Annotated in this window: 13 protein-coding genes; 8 read left to right on the forward strand and 5 right to left on the reverse strand. The window is 65.6% G+C overall.

Going from position 1 to position 16,709, the window contains the following annotated elements; genetic code table 11:
• Position 1: 1 nt before the first annotated feature.
• Positions 2-1,405, forward strand: a complete 1,404-nt coding sequence (locus ACSSU5_RS02460; RefSeq protein ID WP_492560518.1) for an efflux transporter outer membrane subunit — start codon at positions 2-4, stop codon at positions 1,403-1,405.
• A gap of 176 nt (positions 1,406-1,581) precedes the next feature.
• Here the strand turns inward: ACSSU5_RS02460 and pvdP are convergent, their stop codons facing one another.
• Positions 1,582-3,210 (reverse strand): pyoverdine maturation tyrosinase PvdP, encoded by a 1,629-nt coding sequence (pvdP, locus tag ACSSU5_RS02465; protein WP_492560519.1) that lies wholly within the window; start codon positions 3,208-3,210, stop codon positions 1,582-1,584.
• Positions 3,211-3,408: 198 nt separating this feature from the next.
• Between pvdP and ACSSU5_RS02470 the strand changes: the two genes are divergently transcribed.
• Together ACSSU5_RS02470 and pvdN are read left to right on the forward strand one after the other, a co-directional pair.
• Positions 3,409-4,755: a dipeptidase gene (locus ACSSU5_RS02470; RefSeq protein ID WP_264312302.1), complete on the forward strand. Its 1,347-nt coding sequence runs from the start codon at positions 3,409-3,411 to the stop codon at positions 4,753-4,755.
• Positions 4,756-4,771: 16 nt separating this feature from the next.
• Positions 4,772-6,055 (forward strand): pyoverdine-tailoring periplasmic protein PvdN, encoded by a 1,284-nt coding sequence (pvdN, locus tag ACSSU5_RS02475; protein ID WP_492560520.1) that lies wholly within the window; start codon positions 4,772-4,774, stop codon positions 6,053-6,055.
• A 51-nt stretch (positions 6,056-6,106) separates the two neighbouring features.
• Here the strand turns inward: pvdN and ACSSU5_RS02480 are convergent, their stop codons facing one another.
• Complete coding sequence (locus ACSSU5_RS02480) at positions 6,107-7,069, reverse strand: alpha/beta hydrolase (RefSeq protein WP_492560521.1); 963 nt, start codon at positions 7,067-7,069, stop codon at positions 6,107-6,109.
• A 140-nt stretch (positions 7,070-7,209) separates the two neighbouring features.
• Between ACSSU5_RS02480 and ACSSU5_RS02485 the strand changes: the two genes are divergently transcribed.
• Together ACSSU5_RS02485 and ACSSU5_RS02490 are read left to right on the forward strand one after the other, a co-directional pair.
• A complete protein-coding gene (locus ACSSU5_RS02485; RefSeq protein WP_492560522.1) occupies positions 7,210-8,331 on the forward strand; it encodes a cupin-like domain-containing protein in 1,122 nt (373 codons plus the stop codon).
• Between the two features lie 72 nt (positions 8,332-8,403).
• Positions 8,404-9,372, forward strand: coding sequence for a siderophore-interacting protein (locus ACSSU5_RS02490; protein ID WP_492560523.1), 969 nt, complete (start codon positions 8,404-8,406; stop codon positions 9,370-9,372).
• 181 nt (positions 9,373-9,553) lie between these two features.
• Here the strand turns inward: ACSSU5_RS02490 and ACSSU5_RS02495 are convergent, their stop codons facing one another.
• The 3 genes from ACSSU5_RS02495 to ACSSU5_RS02505 form a co-directional block, all read right to left on the reverse strand.
• Positions 9,554-10,945: an aspartate aminotransferase family protein gene (locus ACSSU5_RS02495; RefSeq protein WP_264312297.1), complete on the reverse strand. Its 1,392-nt coding sequence runs from the start codon at positions 10,943-10,945 to the stop codon at positions 9,554-9,556.
• A gap of 165 nt (positions 10,946-11,110) precedes the next feature.
• A complete protein-coding gene (locus ACSSU5_RS02500) occupies positions 11,111-12,433 on the reverse strand; it encodes an ATP-binding protein (RefSeq protein WP_264312296.1) in 1,323 nt (440 codons plus the stop codon).
• Positions 12,430-13,113, reverse strand: coding sequence for a response regulator (locus tag ACSSU5_RS02505; protein WP_492560524.1), 684 nt, complete (start codon positions 13,111-13,113; stop codon positions 12,430-12,432). The genes ACSSU5_RS02500 and ACSSU5_RS02505 overlap by 4 nt, the downstream gene beginning before the upstream one ends.
• Before the next feature lie 164 nt (positions 13,114-13,277).
• Here ACSSU5_RS02505 and dsbD point away from each other — a divergent pair, with 164 nt between their 5' ends.
• From dsbD to dsbG, 3 genes are read left to right on the forward strand one after another with little or no spacing between them, the layout of a single operon-like run.
• A complete protein-coding gene (gene dsbD / locus ACSSU5_RS02510; RefSeq protein ID WP_264312294.1) occupies positions 13,278-14,990 on the forward strand; it encodes a protein-disulfide reductase DsbD in 1,713 nt (570 codons plus the stop codon).
• Positions 14,990-15,826 (forward strand): TlpA family protein disulfide reductase, encoded by an 837-nt coding sequence (locus ACSSU5_RS02515; protein ID WP_492560525.1) that lies wholly within the window; start codon positions 14,990-14,992, stop codon positions 15,824-15,826. The genes dsbD and ACSSU5_RS02515 overlap by 1 nt, the downstream gene beginning before the upstream one ends.
• Position 15,827: 1 nt before the next feature.
• Entirely contained in the window at positions 15,828-16,589 is a 762-nt protein-coding gene (dsbG, locus tag ACSSU5_RS02520) for a thiol:disulfide interchange protein DsbG (protein WP_492560526.1), read from the forward strand.
• The last annotated feature ends 120 nt before the right edge of the window (positions 16,590-16,709 follow it).

Here is a 16,709-nt window from a genome sequence, read left to right on the forward strand (position 1 = left end):
CATGACCTTGCCCAGCCGTATCAGCCTGTTGACCTTGTGCCTGAGCCTTGCCGCTTGCAGCACGCCGCCCACGCCCGAAAGCGGGATTGGCGCACCGCACGCCTGGCAAGGCGAGGTCGAACCGTCATCGACCCCGCTGCCTTCAACCCAGTGGTGGCGTGCCTTCGCCAGCAACGAACTGGACCGCCTGGTCGAGCGCGCCCGGCTCAACGCCTATGACCTGGCGGCCGCCACGGCACGGGTGCGCCAAGCCCAGGCCCAGGCGGTCATTGCAGGCGCGCCGTTGCTCCCCGAACTGAACCTGGGCCTGGATGGCAGTCGCCAGCGCCTGTTGCATGGCCAAGGCAACGACCAGCTGGACGTCAGCAGCAGCGAGCGCACCAGCACCTCGTTCGACCTGAAGCTCAGCGCCGCCTACGAGATCGATTTCTGGGGCGGCCTGCGTGCAGCCCGAGCCAGCGCGTTGAGCAGCCTCGACGCCAGCCGCTTCGATCGGCAGACGGTCGAACTGACCTTGGTCAGCGCCGTGGCCGACAGCTACCTGCAAGGCCTGGCCCTTGCAGAACAGGTACACATCGCCAAGCTCAACCTGCGCAATGCACGGGATGTGCTGGGCCTGGTCGAAGCCCGCCAGCGCACCGGCTCGGCCACTCGCCTGGAACTGGCCCAGCAACGCAGCCTAGTGGCCGCCCAGGAGCGGCAGGTGCCGTTGCTCGAACAGAAGTGGCAGGACAGCCGGGTGACCCTGGCCACCCTGCTTGGCGACCCGGTCCAGGCCCTGCCACCCAGCCGTGAAGCGTTCGATGCGTTGCAGTGGCCGTCGATTGGCAGCGGCGTCCCTAGCGAACTGCTGGCCCGTCGCCCGGACATCGCCGCTGCCGAAGCGCGACTGGCTGCGGCCAGCGCCAACGTGCAAGTGGCCAGGGCCGCGATGCTGCCAAAGCTGACCCTGGGGGCCAACCTGGGCAGTGGCGCCAATACCTTTGCCCATGTGCTCGACAGCTCTTTTTACACCCTCAGCGCCGGGCTGGTCGCGCCGATCTTCAACAACGGCCGGTTGCGGGCGTCGCGCGACCTGGCAGAAGCCGAGCAAACCGAGTTGCTGGAAACTTACCGGGGCAGCATCCTGGCCGGTTTCGCCGATGTCGAGAAAGCGCTCAACGCCATTCACGGCGTGGACCGCCAGCGCCAATGGCAGGACGAGGAGGTGCAACAGGCGCGCCTGGCCTTCGACCTGGCCCAGCAGCGCTATGGTGCAGGCGCCGAGACCCTGCTCAGCGTCCTGGAGACCCAGCGCACCCTGTACCTGGCCCAGGACCAGCAGGCGCAACTGCGCCTGGCACGGCTGCAAGGGAGTGTGGCGCTGTACAAAGCGTTGGGGGGTGGGTGGAAGGTTGAGCAGTGAACACAGGCCGCCAGCAAGTTGCGCCCCCCTGTGGGAGCGGGCTTGCCCGCGAACACCGGCAAAGCCGGTGCCATACACCGCTTCGCCTTCTTCGCGGGCAAGCCCGCTCCCACAGGGGGCTGCAACTCGCTTGCGATCTTTGTGCGTGCGACTAGGCAACGCGCTTACCAACTTCGTTAACTACGCGACCGCTGCGCCACCTTGAGATTACGCGCATACCATGGCCGCTGCGGCACCTTCGGCCGCAACTTGCCAAACAGCTCTTCATCGCTGTAGATGATGCGCAAGGCCAGCTTCATCGTCTCTGGGTCCATCTCGACGCTGCGCCCAGGCCGCAAGCCCGGCACCGTCGAGCAACCATGCGTGTCAGGCCCCAGCCAAGGGTCCGCCACCTTGACCCAGCGCCCTGGCGCAAACCAGGGCACGCCATTGATTTCAAGGCGCCGCACCTCGCCGGGGTGAACCCGCTCATGGGCCCGAAACCAGTCCTCGATGCGGTCATCGATCCAGCCATGGAACTGCCAGAACACCGGGTTCACATGGGATGAAAACGGGTCGCCAAGAAAGTCATTCTGGGCGGCAAACCAGCGCAAGGCGAAATCATCGGGCGTGCGCGCCGTCGGCACCGGCATGCCGTTGACCGGGTCACGCGGCACCGAGGCCCAGCGCATGTGCAGCCAGTCATGCAGGCCCAGTTCCACCTCCGAACCGAACTGGCCCAGGGTCAGCGTGCTCAGGTAGTCCGGGTCGCTGTAACGCGACTCCCAGACCTGGAAGTTGCCATGGTAGGTATCCGGGTTCTTGATGTCGCGCACCCACTGGGTGTATTCCTCGTCGCCGCTCGCCAGCCAGGTGGGCGGCAAGGCATTGCCGTCATGGTTGTCGAAATAGCGGGCGAAACCCGCACGGTCGCGCTCAAGCTCCGGCTGTGGCTGCGGAAACCGCGTCCATGAAGGCAGGTCCTGCAATGCCCGGGCGCTGCCAAGCATGTGCCGGTGCATGAAAAAGAAGTCCTCGCCCGAACCGTTGCGGTCCTTGTGCCGACCACGCGCATCACGCTCCCGATCACGCGGCCCCGGCTGCCAGCCCAGGCCGCGCAGGGCGCCCTGCTTGTCCTTGTCCAGCTTGTGCCATTTGTCACGCGAGGCATGCCACAGCTGGTGAAACAGCCGGTGCTCCGGGGTGATCAGCCAGGCCAGCAGTTGCGGGCTCAACGGCGTGCGCTCGCGCGCCTCGGGGAAAGTGTGCTTGAGCGCCAGAAAGTGATTGTCTTGCACCGGCAACGACAACGCTCGGTCCAGTTGCGCAATGCGCCCATTGAGGGTCGCCGGCCCAGCATTGCCGAAGCGGCCCCAGACCTCGTCGATGACGATATGGCATTCGTAGCGGGCCTGCGTTTCACCCAGCCGGGTCGAGAACAAGCGCCAGCGCAAGGTGCCCGGCTTGTCCGCCAGCAGGTCGCCCACCACACGGTAGCGCGGCGGCTCATCGCTGCGCAGGCGCTCGGGGGTATCCAGGTAGCCGCGTAACGCTCGCCCACTGGGTGCAACATCCAGGAACAACTCCAGCTCACCTGCAGGCAACCCTGCAAGGCCCGCGTCCTTGCCGTGCAGGGTCCAGCGCCAGATACCGCGCAAGGTGTCGCCCAACTGCTGCACGTGCGTATCGGCCAGTTCGACGACAGCCTCGCCGGAGGTTTCCGGGAACTCCTCGGCGGCCCGCTGGCGCTGTACATACAACGCACCGGGCACCACCACGCCCGTCAATGCCACACCGGCGATGAACCCGCGTCGAGAAATCGTCATTGCAACTACCTGTGCATTCATTGCGGCCATGGAGCACGGCCCGTTCAAGGCTAGAACGTTGCACACAGCGCGAAATTTACCGCTGCTGGCGCAAGCAAGCCGCCACGGCTGGCTAAATTTCGCCAATGCGCGCTCGTTCACTCCAGGTAGCGGCGGCCTCTGTGCCCATCCCTCGACGGTGAACCTACTGAGACCAAGATGACGACTCCACGCTGGAAAAAAGCCCTGTTTATCAGCCTGGCCGCGGCCGTAACCGCAGGTGCCGGGCTGGCCGTCTGGCACTACTTCACTACGCCGGCCGGCTACTCCAGAGAGGTGGTGCGCCAGGCCAACGACCTGCAGGAACGCATCATCTCGTTCGACAGCCATGTCACCCTGCCGCTGACCTTCGGCACAGAAGGCAGCGAAGCCGACCAGGATGGCAATGGCCGTTTCGACCTGGCCAAGGCCGCCCGTGGGCGGCTGTCCGGCGCCGCACTGACGATCTTCGCCTGGCCCGAATCCTGGACCGGCGACGATGGCCCGCACCGGCCGACCGCAGGCTTCGTCGAAGCCGCACGCCACACCCAGGAAGTGCGCTACAACGCCATCGATGCCATGGTCCGCGACTTCCCCGAGCAGGTCGGTATCGCCTACACCCCACAAGACATGCGGCGCCTGCAGGGCGAAGGCAAGTTCGCGGTGTTCCTCAGCATGCTCAATGCCTATGCCCTGGGCGACGATATCGATCAGCTGGACCGCTGGGCCGCACGTGGCGTGCGGATGTTCGGTTTCAGTTACGTGGGCAACAACAGCTGGGCGGACTCTTCGCGCCCACTGCCGTTCTTCAATGACACCGTCGATGCCCTGGATGGCCTTTCGCCGGTCGGCAAACGCGCCGTACAGCGGCTCAATGACCTGGGCGTGATCATTGATGTGTCGCAGATGTCGAGCAAGGCACTGACCCAGGCGGTCAGCCTTAGCCGCGCCCCCGTGGTGGCTTCGCACTCCGCGCCACGGGCCATGGTCGACATCGCCCGCAACCTTTCCGACAAGGAAATGCAACTGATCAAGGACAGCGGCGGCGTGATTCAGTTGGTGGCCTTCTCCACCTACCTCAAGCCACTGAGCCCGCAAACCCAGGACAAACTCAACGCCCTGCGCGCCCGCTACGACCTGCCGCCGTTGGCCAACCTCAACTACGCGCTGATGCCCGGTGACCCGGTCATCGCAGGCTGGCCCGAGCAGAAGGTAGGCCAGTATGCCAACGCGCTGTACGGGATCCTCGACGAAGAGCCGCCGGCCACGCTCAAGGATTTCGGCGACGCCATCGACTATACGGTGCGCAAGGTCGGCATCGACCATGTGGGGCTGAGTTCGGACTTCAATGAAGGTGGCGGCATCGACGGTTGGCACGACGCCAGCGAGGCGCGCAACGTGACCGCCGAACTGATCACCCGTGGCTATTCCGAGGCCGATATCGCCAAGCTCTGGGGCGGCAACTTCCTGCGGGTGTGGGAGCAGGTGCAGAACGCCGCGCAGCCCGCCAGCACCTCGTCCCGATAACCCTGCGAGCGCCTTCATGAACGATCGCCGTACCTTCCTCAAGCAGGCTGGCCTTCTGGCCGCTGCCCTGCCCCTGGCCAGCCAGCTGTTACCGGCCGCACAGGCCGCACCCTCGCCCCCCACAGGCGGCGATGCCTGGGCCGCCTTTCGCGGCCTGTTCGACCTGGACCCGGCCTATGCACACTTCGCCAACTTCCTGATCACGTCACACCCAAAACCGGTGCGCGAGGCCATCGAGGCCCTGCGCGCGCGTTTCGACCGCCACCCGGCACGCATGGTCGACTGGGACAGCCAATCGGAGTGGAAGCACGAAGCCGCAGTGCGCGAGTGGGCCGGCCGCTACCTTGACGTGAACCCTCGACAGATCGCCCTGACCGGCAGCACCACGGAAGGCCTGGGCCTGATTTATGGCGGCCTGAAACTTGCGCCGGGGCAGGAAATACTTACCACCGTGCACGAGCATTCGGCGGCGCGCCATACCCTGAGTTTCCGCACAGCACGCGAGGGGACGCCGGTGCGCCGATTGCGCCTGTTCGAAGAACCCTCACAGGTCAGCACCGACCAGGTACTCGGCACCCTGGCCGCCGCCATCAGCGCCAAGACGCGGGTGCTGGGCATGACCTGGGTCCATTCCGGCAGCGGCGTGAAGTTGCCGGTGGGCGAGATCGGCGCACTGGTGCGCGAGGTCAACCGCCAGCGCGATGAGAACGACCACATCATCTACGTGATCGACGGCGTACATGGTTTCGGCGTCGAGGACATGCGCTTTGCCGACCTGAACTGCGACTACTTCATCGCCGGCACCCACAAGTGGATGTTCGGGCCACGCGGCACCGGGATCATCTGCGCGGCGTCCACCGAGCTCAAGCACCTGAACCCGACCATCGCCACGTTTTCCGAGAATGAAGACTTCGCCACCGTCATGACCCCAGGTGGCTACCATGCCTTCGAGCACCGCTGGGCGCTGGGCAAGGCATTCGAACTGCACCTGCAGCAGGGCAAGGCGAATATCCAGGCGCGTATTCATGGGCTCAACGACTACCTCAAGCAGCGCCTTGAGGCGCTTGAAGCTGTCGAGCTGGTGACGCCGCGTAGTGCCCAGTATTCGGCTGGCTTTACCTTCTTCAGGGTCAAGGGCCAGGATGCGGATGAAGTGGCCGGGTATCTCAACAGCCAGCGGATTGTCGTCGATGCCGTGTCGCGTGATGTTGGGCCGGTGGTGCGTACCGCGCCTGGGCTGTTGAACACCGAGGCCGAAATTGACCGGTTGGTCGATGTGCTGGGGCGGCGGGTGAGTTGAACTTGAAGAATGCTGGGGCCGCAAAGCGGCCCCAGCGAACCCAAAGTCAGCTCACCCCCCAACCTTCTTTAGCCAGTCCCCCACATCCTGATATATCTCCCCCACCTGCCCCACGATCCCGGACATGCGCAAGAAGTCATGGGTCAGCCCCTCGACACGCGCAAACGTCACCTCGGTCCCACCGGCCACCAGCCAGTCACGGTAGGCAAGCCCTTCGTCATGCAACGGGTCGTACTCGGCCACGAACAGATAAGCCGGCGCCAACGGCTCGCGCACCGTCGACAGCAAGGGCGATACACGCCAGTCCAGCCGCTGCTCCGGCTGCGGTGCATAGTGCTGGTAGAACCACTCCAGCGTAGGCGTCTCCAGCAGGTACCCTTCGGCATGTTCGCGGTGGGAATCGCGCTGGCAGGAGATATCGGTCACCGGGTAGAACAGCAACTGCGCCAGCGGCTTGAACGCCAACGCCTCGGGCTGTTCGACGGCAGTGATGGCCAATACCGCAGCCAGGCTGGCACCGACGCTGTCCCCAGCCACCACCACCCGGCGGTTATCCAGGCCCAGCGCCTCAGCCTGCTCGGCCAGCCAGTTGGCGGCATCCAGCACATCGTGCAGTGCTACCGGGAACTGCTGCTCCGGTGCCAGCCGGTAGTCCGGCGCCAGTACCGCAAACTCACCCATGGCCGCCAGGCGGCGGCACACCGAATCATGCGAGTCGAGGCTGCCCACCACATAACCACCACCGTGCAGGTAGAAGATCACCGGCGCCAAGGCATCGCCCACGTCGCCGGTGCGGTATAGCCGAGCCGGCAGGCTGGCGCCGTCGCGCGCCGGTATCTGCAGCTCGCTCACCGTCACGCTGCCGGGCGGGCTTGGGTCGAGCACTTGCGAGCTGCCCTCGAACTCCGCCCGGGCTTGGGCCACATCCATCGCGTGCATGGGCAGGCTTCTGCCCGTCAACCGGCCAAATTCGACCAACTCCAGAAATCCCGCCAGATCAGGGTGCAATGCCATGTTGGATCCTTGCTTGAACAATGTGTCTGCTGTCCCTACGGGACGTAGAAGACCCACCAAAAATTAGCCACAGGCACGGCTAAATCGATGGCGGACACACTCGTTAACCCTGCACAACGAAATCCCGCCAGAGGCTAACCGTGGACCTTCAGAGCATCCTCAGCAAACTGTTCGCCAACGCCCATGCCGTGGGCATCGAAGGCGTATTCCAGTTCATCTTCGGCCAGGACCGGGCCTTTTGGTCGGAAGTGCGCGACACCAGCCGCACGGGTGTGGGCCGGCACAGCAGCCCGGATGTCACCATCGAAGTGGCCGAGCGCGATTTTCTCGGCATCATGGGCGGCACGGCCAACGTCGAGGAGCTGTTCGCCAGCGCCCGCCTGAAAATCACCGGCAACATGGGCCTGGCTACCTTGCTGCCGCAGATCATCAACAACGCCCGCAAAGGCGCCGCGGCGACCAAGGTAGCGATGAACCAGCGCTACCCAACGCCGGCACGCCTCAGCGAGCGGGTCTCGGCCGCGCTGCCAGTGCAGCGTGAGGTGCTGCGTATTGCCCGGGCAGACCTGCCCCTGCATCGGTTTCAAAGCGACTACCTGGCCCACGGCATACCGGTGGTGCTCAGCGATGCCCTGCAGGACTGGCCTCTGTTCACCATGGGCCGCGAAGCGTCGCTTGAGCATTTCGCCGAACTGCAGGGCATTACCCGGCACGGTGACTACGTCAAGAAAACCTTCTCCACCGACCGCGACTTCCGCTCGACCTCCATGGCCGATTTCATTGCCTCGCTGGACACACCGGCCAAGCCTGGCGAAACGCCGGCCTACATGGGCAACAACATCGTCCCGGAAAAACTCCTGACGCTGATCCGTTTTCCCGATTACTTCGAGCGCCAGCGCTTCATCTCGCCACGCATCTGGATCGGGCCCAAGGGCACCCTGACGCCACTGCACCGCGATGACACCGACAACCTGTTCGCCCAGGTCTGGGGGCAAAAATCGTTCACCCTGGCCGCACCCCACCACCGGGCGGCACTGGGCACTTGGTCGACCAGCCCCAAAGGCGGCCTGGACGGCTGCGACTTCAACCCCGATGCCCCGGACTACCAGCGTTTCCCCGCCGCGCGCGAGGTGCCCTTGCTGCGCGTGGTGTTGCAGGCCGGTGACCTGCTGTTTTTGCCCGAAGGCTGGTTCCACCAGGTAGAGTCGGTGTCCACTTCGTTGTCGGTGAACTTCTGGGTGAACTCTGGGCGCGGCTGGTAACCGCCCTTACGGGCTAATTTGCGGTGGGGTTGGCTCGTTTTTAGAGAAACCCGCTTGCAAGAGGACTCCCGCATGTCCCACCCCGCCAGCCTGGCCCAGGCGCTGCAGCAAGGCTTGCGCCGGCTGATCAAGGGCCGCTCGCCGAGCACCAGCGCCTATCGCGTGTTCGACCTGGTGCTTGCCCGGCGCATCAGCCTCAGCCCGTCGCTGACGCGCCTGGTTTTCACCGGCCCCGAGGTCGCCGAGATGACCACCCTGGCCCCCGATCAGCGCGTGAAGCTGTTCTTCCCTGCCCCCGATGGCTCGCTGCCCAGCCTGCCGAACGACCGGCACTGGAAGGCCGCGCACAGCGCCCTGCCACCGGCCCAACGCCCACCTATGCGTACCTACACCATTCGTGACTTGCGCCGGGAAGCCCTGGAGGTCGATGTCGATTTCGTGCTGCATGGCGTCAACGGGCCGGCTTCGGCCTGGGCCACCCACGCCCAGGTGGGCGACGGCCTGCAGATGGTCGCCCCCAACCTGGCCTATGCCGGCGACCCGGGCGGCTATGAATGGAAGCCACCGCAGGGGGTACGCGAGGTGTTGCTGATCGGGGATGAAACGGCCCTGCCGGCCATTGCCGGCATCCTCGAACAATTGGCCGACGTACAGCCCGAGCTCGCCGTGCAGGCCTTTATCGAAGTGCCCCTGGAGGCCGACTGCCTGGCGTTGCGCCATAGCGCCGCCACCCACGTGCACTGGCTGCCCCGCGAGCTGCTGCACTGCGAGCATGGCCAGGCCATGCAGCATGCCGTGCGTGAACTGGCCAGCCTGCCAGACGGGGACGCCGCGCCTCGGCTGCGGCTGGAAGAGGTAGATATCGACACACGCATCTTGTGGGAACAGGCCAGCACCTCCAACAGTGCATTTCATGCCTGGGTGGCGGGGGAGTCGGCGACGGTGATGGATATCCGCCGGTACCTGATCAAGGAGCGTGGCTTGCCGCGAGACTGCCTGACGTTGATGGGGTATTGGCGGGCCGGACGCACGTTTGACTGATTCGGCAAAAGCTCTGCGGGAGCAACTGTCTGGTTCGAAATTTTAAGGACGGCACGATCCCTGTTGTGGGAGCGGGCTTGCCCCGCGAACACCGGCGAAGCCGGTGCCAAGCACCGCGTGGCCCCATTCGCGGGAAAAGTCGGACCGCCGCAGATTGGGCCGCAGAGCGGCCCGGCAATGATCAGACAGCTGCTCTCAGCGCCTCGGCAAAACGCTGTGCCACGTCATCGATCTGCTCGCCACTGATGATCAACGGTGGCAGGAAGCGCACCACCGCACCATGGCGCCCACCCAGTTCCAGAATCAGGCCGCGCTTGAGGCATTCACGCTGCACCTTTGGCGCCAACTCACGGTTGGCCGCCGGGTGCCCCAGGGCATCGCGCTGGCCCTGCGGGTCGACCAACTCCACCCCAAGCATCAGCCCACGGCCACGGATATCACCCAGTTGCGGATAATCGCGCTGCAGGTGCAGCAAATGCTGACGCAGGCGCTGACCCATGGCCTCGGCATGCTCGGCCAGGCGATGTTCGACCAGGTAATTAATCACTGCGGAACCTGCGGCCATGGCCATCTGGTTGCCACGGAAGGTGCCGGCATGGGCGCCCGGCTTCCAGGTGTCCAGCCAGTCGCGGTACACCACCACCGCCAGCGGCAGGCTGCCGCCAATCGCCTTGGACAAGGTCACCACGTCCGGCACGATACCGGCATGCTCGAAAGCGAACATCCGCCCGGTGCGGGCAAAGCCGCTCTGGATTTCGTCGACGATCAGCGCCACGCCGGCTTGCTCGGTGATCCGCCGCACGCCCTTGAGCCACTCGATATCGGCCGGGATTACCCCGCCCTCGCCCTGCACCACTTCAAGAATCACTGCAGCCGGCAGCGGCACACCGCTTTCAGGGTCGAGCAGCAGGTTCTCCAGGTAATGCAGGTTGGCCTTGACCCCGGCTTCGCCACCCAGGCCGAACGGGCAACGGTAGTCGTACGGGTACGGCATGAACTGCACACCGTTACCCAGCAAGGCCCCCAGCGGCTGCTTCGGCCCGTGGCTGCCCATCAGGCTCAGCGCACCTTGGCTCATGCCATGGTAGGCGCCCTGGAAGGCCAGCACGGTGCTGCGCCCAGTGGCACCGCGCACCAGCTTCAGCGCCGCCTCAACGGCATCGGTCCCGGTCGGACCGCAGAATTGCACCTTGGCTTCACGGCGCAGCGCCTCGGGCAGCACGCCGAACAGGTCCTGCACAAAGCGGTCTTTGACCGGCGTGGTCAGGTCCAGGGTGTGCAACGGCAGCTCGTCGGCCAGTACACGCTGGATCGCCTCGATCACCACCGGGTGGTTATGGCCCAGGGCCAAGGTGCCGGCACCGGCCAGGCAGTCGATGAACTGACGGCCTTCGACATCTTCAACATGAATGCCGCGGGCGCGCTTGAGCGCCAGCGGGATGCGCCGCGGGTAGCTGCGGGCGTTGGATTCTTGCTGCTGCTGGCGTTGCAGCAACGGCGAATCGGTGAACTCGTACAGGGGTTGCGGCGCACTGGCCGGCAAGACCTGGGCAAGGCTGGAAGCGGTCGACATGGGTAGATCCTCGCAAGCAAGCGAAAGTGCCCCGCCACGCCCCTGTAAGCAGATGTGTGCGGGTAGTTGTCGCTTGGAGAACGCTTCAGCGGTAGGAGGATTTAGCGGTTGTTGTGGGATTTTTGCAGCCTGGGCAGGCCCATAGACCGGCCCAGGCCAAGAAGATCAACGCCCCGAGCGCGCTGGCACCTGCAGCAGCACCCGCAACCCATCGCTGCGGCTGTCGAAGCGTAGGCTGCCGGCACAGCGCTGGACAATCGCCTGGACGATCGCCAGCCCCAGCCCACACCCGCCACTCTGGCCATTGCGCCAGAAGCGCTCGGTCAGGTGCTGCAAGTCGTCTTCGGCAATGCCCGGCCCGTGGTCGCGCACCATGAACCCCACCTGGCCGTCAGCCATCTGCACCTCAAGCTCCACCGCGCTTTCGCCACCGTGGCGCAGGGCGTTGTCCAGCAGGTTGCGCAAGGCCGCAACTGCCAGCGGCGCCGGCATGCCCAGGTAGATTTGCGTGGCCTCCTCGGGCAATCGCAGGACGATGCGCCGATTGTCGCCACCGCCTGCATCCTGCACCGCCTGGCGGGCGACCTGCTCGGCGCTGCACTGCACGCCATCCTCGAACGACAGGCTGCCCTCGACACGTGCCAGCATCAGCAGTTGCTCAAGCGTGCGGTGCATGCGGTCAGTACCCTGCTCGGCATGCTCCAGCGCCTGTTCACGCACCGCGCCATCGGTCATGCGCGCGACCTGCAAGTGGGTCTTGATCGCCGTCAGCGGGCTGCGCAGCTCATGGGCAGCGTCATCGGTCAGGCGCCGCTCGCGCTCAAGGGTCTGGGCGATGCGCAGGAACAACTGGTTCTGGGTTTCCAGCAGCGGTTGCAGCTCGCTGGGCATGCCCGCCACTTGCAAGGGTTCGACGCTGTCGGCGCGCCTTCGCCGCAAGGCATCGCGCATCCGGTTGAGCGGCTCCAGGCCCTTGCCCAGGCCGATCCACAGCAGGCCGAGGCTGCCGAGCAACGCCATCAGCACCGGCGCCGAGGCCGCCAGTAGAATCGACTGGTTGAGTGCCTCGCGCTCCATGTGGCGGTCAGCGGTGGTGATGCGCACATCGCCGTGGTTGTAGGTAAACGTGCGCCACAGCGCGCCGTCGATGGTCTGGTCACGGAAGCCGCTGCGCTGATCGTCCATGGCGCCATCATGCTTGTGGTTGCTGGCCAGGATTTCACCGCGCAACGAGCTCACCTGGCAGGCCATGCCATCCGGCACGCTGAACTGGTCGGCGGAAAAATGCGCATCTTCGCCCTTGGCCGCCAGCGGCTGCGGCAACTGGTCGATCAGCCCGGCCACCATGCGCGCCGAGGCCACCAGGCGCTGGTCGAGGGAAAACATCATCTGCTGGCGCAGGTCGCGCAGCATCCATGCAGCTGCCAGCACCCAGATGATCACGAAGGCGCTGCCCAGGATCAGGCTCAGGCGTACCCGCAGGCTCATGGTGCGACCTCTTCCGGTGCCTGCGCAGGGCCAAGCCGGTAACCCAGGCCGCGCACGGTCTCAACAATGCTGTTACCCAGCTTGCGGCGCAGGTGGTGGATATGCACGTTAAGGGCGTTGCTCTCGACCTCGTCGCTGAAACCGTACACGCAATCCTTCAACTGCTCGCTGGACAGCACCCGCCCTGGATTCTGCAGCAAGGCCTGGAGCAGTGCCTGCTCACGCCGGGAAAGGTCGACCGACCGGCCGGCCAGGGTTGCTTCGCAGCTGCTGGGGTCATAACGCAAAGGGCCATGCTCGATGGCATTTACCGCCCGCCCGGCCACCCGGCGCAGCAAGGTGTGCAGGCGCGCGGCCAGCTCGCGCAGGTCGAACGGCTTGAGCAGGTAATCGTCGGCACCGGCTTGCAGGCCATCGACCCGGTCGGTGACCGCATCGCGGGCGGTGAGCACCAGCACGGGCAGGGTTTCGCCCTGCTGGCGCAGGCGCCGCAGCAGCTTGAGGCCGTCCTCGTCGGGCAGGCCGAGGTCCAGAATCATCACATCGAACTGCGCAGCCTGGAGCATCGCCCGCGCACCCGCGGCATTGGCTACCCGGTCCACGGTCAGGCCCTGGGCGGTGAGGCCGGCGCAGATGCCGCTGGCGATCAGGTCATCGTCCTCGCAGAGCAAAACATGCATGGTGGGGGCTCCGGGTTGGGTGAGGCAGATACTGCACCACGGGTGGATTAAGTGGAGATTATGAACCCGGCGCGGGCGTTTTGGGGGAAGTAAGACCGGGTTAACCTTGGGTTAATCGACCCAGGCCAGCATGGCCAACTTCAACGTACTGCCAAGGCGAAGACATGCGCGCCCTCTTACTCTTCCTGACATTCCTGCTGGCCGGCCCCCTGCAAGCCAACCCATTCGAGGTCAAATCCGACTTCCTGCCGGTCGACCAGGCCTTTGTGCTGAGTCACGACCGCCAACCCGACGGCCAGATGCGCCTGTTCTTCCAGATCAAGCAAGGCTACTACCTGTACCAGAAGCGCCTGAAGTTCGACGGCCTGAGCGCCGAGCAGCAGCCACAACTGCCGCCTGCGCTCAATCACCATGACGAATTCTTCGGCGACAGCGCGGTGTACCGCGACCAGCTCGAACTGCTGATCCCCGCCAGCGCGCAAGGCCAGCTGCGCCTTGGGTGGCAAGGCTGTGCCGACGCTGGCCTGTGCTACCCGCCGCAGACCACTGCCATCGACCTGGGCGGCAGCGTGGCGCCCGCCGCCGATCAGGCCAGCGACCAAGCCCTGGCCAGCGACCTGCAACAGGGCAACCTGGCATGGGGCCTGCTGGCCTTCTTCGGCCTTGGCCTGCTGCTGGCCTTTACCCCCTGCTCGCTGCCGATGCTGCCGATCCTCGCCGGGCTGGTGCTGGGCAATGGCGCCAGCGCCCGGCGCGGCTGGCTGCTGGCCGGTGTCTACGTGCTGAGCATGGCGTTGGTGTATGCCGCCCTGGGGGTGGTCGCCGCGCTGCTCGGCGCCAGCCTGCAGGCCTGGTTGCAGCAACCCTGGCTGCTGGGCAGCCTGGCGGCACTGTTCGTGTTGCTGGCCCTGCCAATGTTCGGCGCCTTCGAGCTGCAATTGCCAGCCGCCCTGCGCGACCGCCTCGACCGCGCGGGGCAAGGCACCCGTGGCGGTAATCTGTACGGTGCGGCGTTGCTCGGCGCACTCTCCGGCTTGCTGCTCGGCCCGTGCATGACCGCACCGCTGGCCGGCGCGCTGCTGTACATCGCCCAGAGCGGCGACGTGCTGCAAGGCGCGCTGGTGTTGTTCAGCCTGGGCCTGGGCATGGGCGTGCCACTGCTGTTGCTGGTGACCTTGGGCAATCGCTACCTGCCACGCCCAGGCGCGTGGATGAACTTGGTCAAAGGTGTATTCGGCTTCGTGTTCCTGGCCATGGCTCTGTACACCGTGCGCAGCTTGCTGCCAGAGGCCCTGCTGCTGGCCCTGAGCGGCGCCTGGCTGATCGCCCTGGCCTGGGCCGCGTGGCCGGCCCTGCACCGTATGCCTGCGCTTCGCGCGGTGCCGTTGCTGGGCGCACTCTGGGGCGGGCTGCTGCTGGTCGGTGCGGCGGCTGGGGGCGATGACCTTTGGCAACCCCTGCGACCGTTCGCCGGGGGCACTGCCCCTGCGGCCGCGCAACACGCAGAGGATGCATTCGTCACCGTCAGCCGCCCCGAAGACCTGCAACGCGAGCTGGACGCGGCCAAGGCCCGTGGCCAGTGGGTGATGGTCGACTACTATGCCGACTGGTGCGTGTCGTGCAAGGTCATGGAAAAAACCGTCTTCACCCGCGCCGACGTGCAAGCCAGCCTGGCCGGCGTGCACCTGCTGCGCCTGGACGTCACCGCCGACACTCCGGCGAGCAAGGCATTGTTGCAACGCTACCAGGTACCCGGCCCGCCCAGCATCCTCTGGGTCGGCCCGGAAGGCGACGAACGCCGCGCGCGGCGCATCACCGGTGAAGTGGATGCCGCCGCGTTCCTGCAACACTGGACCCAGACCAGGAGCCAAGGCTGATGCTGACCGTAACCCTCGGGCCATTGACCATGGCCCTCAACCACCTGCTGATGCTCACCGCCCTGGTGATCGCAAGCGTGGTCGGCTGGTGGGTCGCCCGACGCGGCGGCGAAAGCCCGGAGTCGGCACTGTTCAACCTGTTTCTGATCGGAGTGCTGTGCGCGCGCCTGGGCTTCGTCGTGGCTTACTGGCCGATGTACCGGGACGACTGGGTGCAAGTCATCGACATCCGCGACGGGGGCTTCCTGTTCTGGTCTGGCCTTGCCGGTATCGTGCTTGCGGCGCTCTGGCAAGGCTGGCGTCAGCCTGGCCTGCGCCGCCCGCTGGGCTGGGCATTGTTCAGCGGCGCGCTGTTCTGGGGCCTGAGTAGCCTGGGCAGCCATTTGTACAGCAAAGGCACCGAACTGCCTGAACTGAGCCTGCGCAACGCCGGCGGGCAACCCGTGGCGCTGCACAGCTACCGTGGCAAGCCACTGGTCATCAACATCTGGGCCACCTGGTGCCCGCCTTGCCGGCGCGAAATGCCGGTGCTGCAACAGGCCCAGGGCGACTATCCCCACGTGACCTTCATCTTCGTCAACCAGGGTGAGACGCCCGAGAATGTCAGCACCTTCCTCGCCACCACCGGCTTGAGCCTGACCCACGTGCTGTTCGACGGCGCCGGCCAACTGGCCCAGCGCGTCGGCTCGATGGCGCTGCCCACCACGCTGTTCTACGACAGTGACGGGCGGCTGATCGGCAGCCACCTTGGCGAGCTGTCCCGGGCAAGCCTGCGCCATGCCCTGGAACCCTTCGACCGGGCCGCCGTGCCCACCCCTGCCGCACAAGGAAACTGACATGCGATTGACTGCACTGCTGCCCCTGTCCCTGGCCCTGCTGGCCACCCCGCCCCTGCACGCCGAAGAAGCCCTGCCCATGGCGATCCAGCAACTGCAAGCCAAGGGCGCCGTGATCAAGGGCAGCTTCGACGCCCCCGATGGCCTGCGCGGCTACGCCGCCGAATACCAGAACAACGGCATCGCCCTGTACCTGACGCCTGATGGCAAGCATGTGCTGGTCGGTAGCCTGTTCGATGAACAAGGCAAAGACCTCAGCGCCGCACCGCTGGAAAAACTGGTGTACGGGCCGATGAGCAAAGAAATCTGGGCGAAGATGGAGAAAACGTCCTGGATCGCCGATGGTAAGGCTGATGCGCCGCGCAAGGTGTACCTGTTCAGCGACCCCAACTGCCCGTACTGCAATATGTTCTGGGAGCAGGCACGGCCATGGGTGGCGTCGGGCAAGGTGCAACTGCGCCACATCATGGTTGGCATCATTCGCGAGGACAGCCCCGCCAAGTCGGCGGCATTGCTGGCCGCAAAAGACCCGGCCAAGGCATTGGCAGAGCACGAGAAGGCCGGCAAGGCCAGTACGCTCAAGCCGCTGGAGAAGGTGCCAGAAGCCGTGCAGCAGAAGCTGGCGGCGAACATGGCGTTGATGGAAGAAATGGGGCTGCAGGCGACCCCGGCGATCTTCTATCAGGATGAGCAGGGCAACTTGCAGAGCCAGCAAGGCGCACCACGGCCGGAGATGCTTGGGAAGATTCTCGGCAAACGCTAGCGCATGTCTTGAGTTTTGCAGTGAGGCGGAAATCGAGCGCCGCCCACGCGGCGCTTCGCGGGGCAAGCCCGCTCCCACATTTGTTTCGGGCCAGTTTCGCCTGTGCCTTCCGCGCGCGCA

Source organism: Pseudomonas sp. E1MeOHC2 (assembly GCF_058745025.1).

Excerpts from the sequence above, each read along its gene's own strand:
- dsbG (WP_492560526.1), top strand. The coding sequence starts at position 15,828 with ATGCGATTGACTGCACTGCTGCCCCTGTCCCTGGCCCTGCTGGCCACC.
- ACSSU5_RS02505 (WP_492560524.1), bottom strand. The coding sequence starts at position 13,113 with ATGCATGTTTTGCTCTGCGAGGACGATGACCTGATCGCCAGCGGCATC.
- ACSSU5_RS02515 (WP_492560525.1), top strand. The coding sequence starts at position 14,990 with ATGCTGACCGTAACCCTCGGGCCATTGACCATGGCCCTCAACCACCTG.
- ACSSU5_RS02460 (WP_492560518.1), top strand. The coding sequence starts at position 2 with ATGACCTTGCCCAGCCGTATCAGCCTGTTGACCTTGTGCCTGAGCCTT.
- ACSSU5_RS02490 (WP_492560523.1), top strand. The coding sequence starts at position 8,404 with ATGTCCCACCCCGCCAGCCTGGCCCAGGCGCTGCAGCAAGGCTTGCGC.
- ACSSU5_RS02480 (WP_492560521.1), bottom strand. The coding sequence starts at position 7,069 with ATGGCATTGCACCCTGATCTGGCGGGATTTCTGGAGTTGGTCGAATTT.
- ACSSU5_RS02500 (WP_264312296.1), bottom strand. The coding sequence starts at position 12,433 with ATGAGCCTGCGGGTACGCCTGAGCCTGATCCTGGGCAGCGCCTTCGTG.
- pvdP (WP_492560519.1), bottom strand. The coding sequence starts at position 3,210 with ATGACGATTTCTCGACGCGGGTTCATCGCCGGTGTGGCATTGACGGGC.
- ACSSU5_RS02495 (WP_264312297.1), bottom strand. The coding sequence starts at position 10,945 with ATGTCGACCGCTTCCAGCCTTGCCCAGGTCTTGCCGGCCAGTGCGCCG.
- dsbD (WP_264312294.1), top strand. The coding sequence starts at position 13,278 with ATGCGCGCCCTCTTACTCTTCCTGACATTCCTGCTGGCCGGCCCCCTG.
- ACSSU5_RS02470 (WP_264312302.1), top strand. The coding sequence starts at position 3,409 with ATGACGACTCCACGCTGGAAAAAAGCCCTGTTTATCAGCCTGGCCGCG.
- pvdN (WP_492560520.1), top strand. The coding sequence starts at position 4,772 with ATGAACGATCGCCGTACCTTCCTCAAGCAGGCTGGCCTTCTGGCCGCT.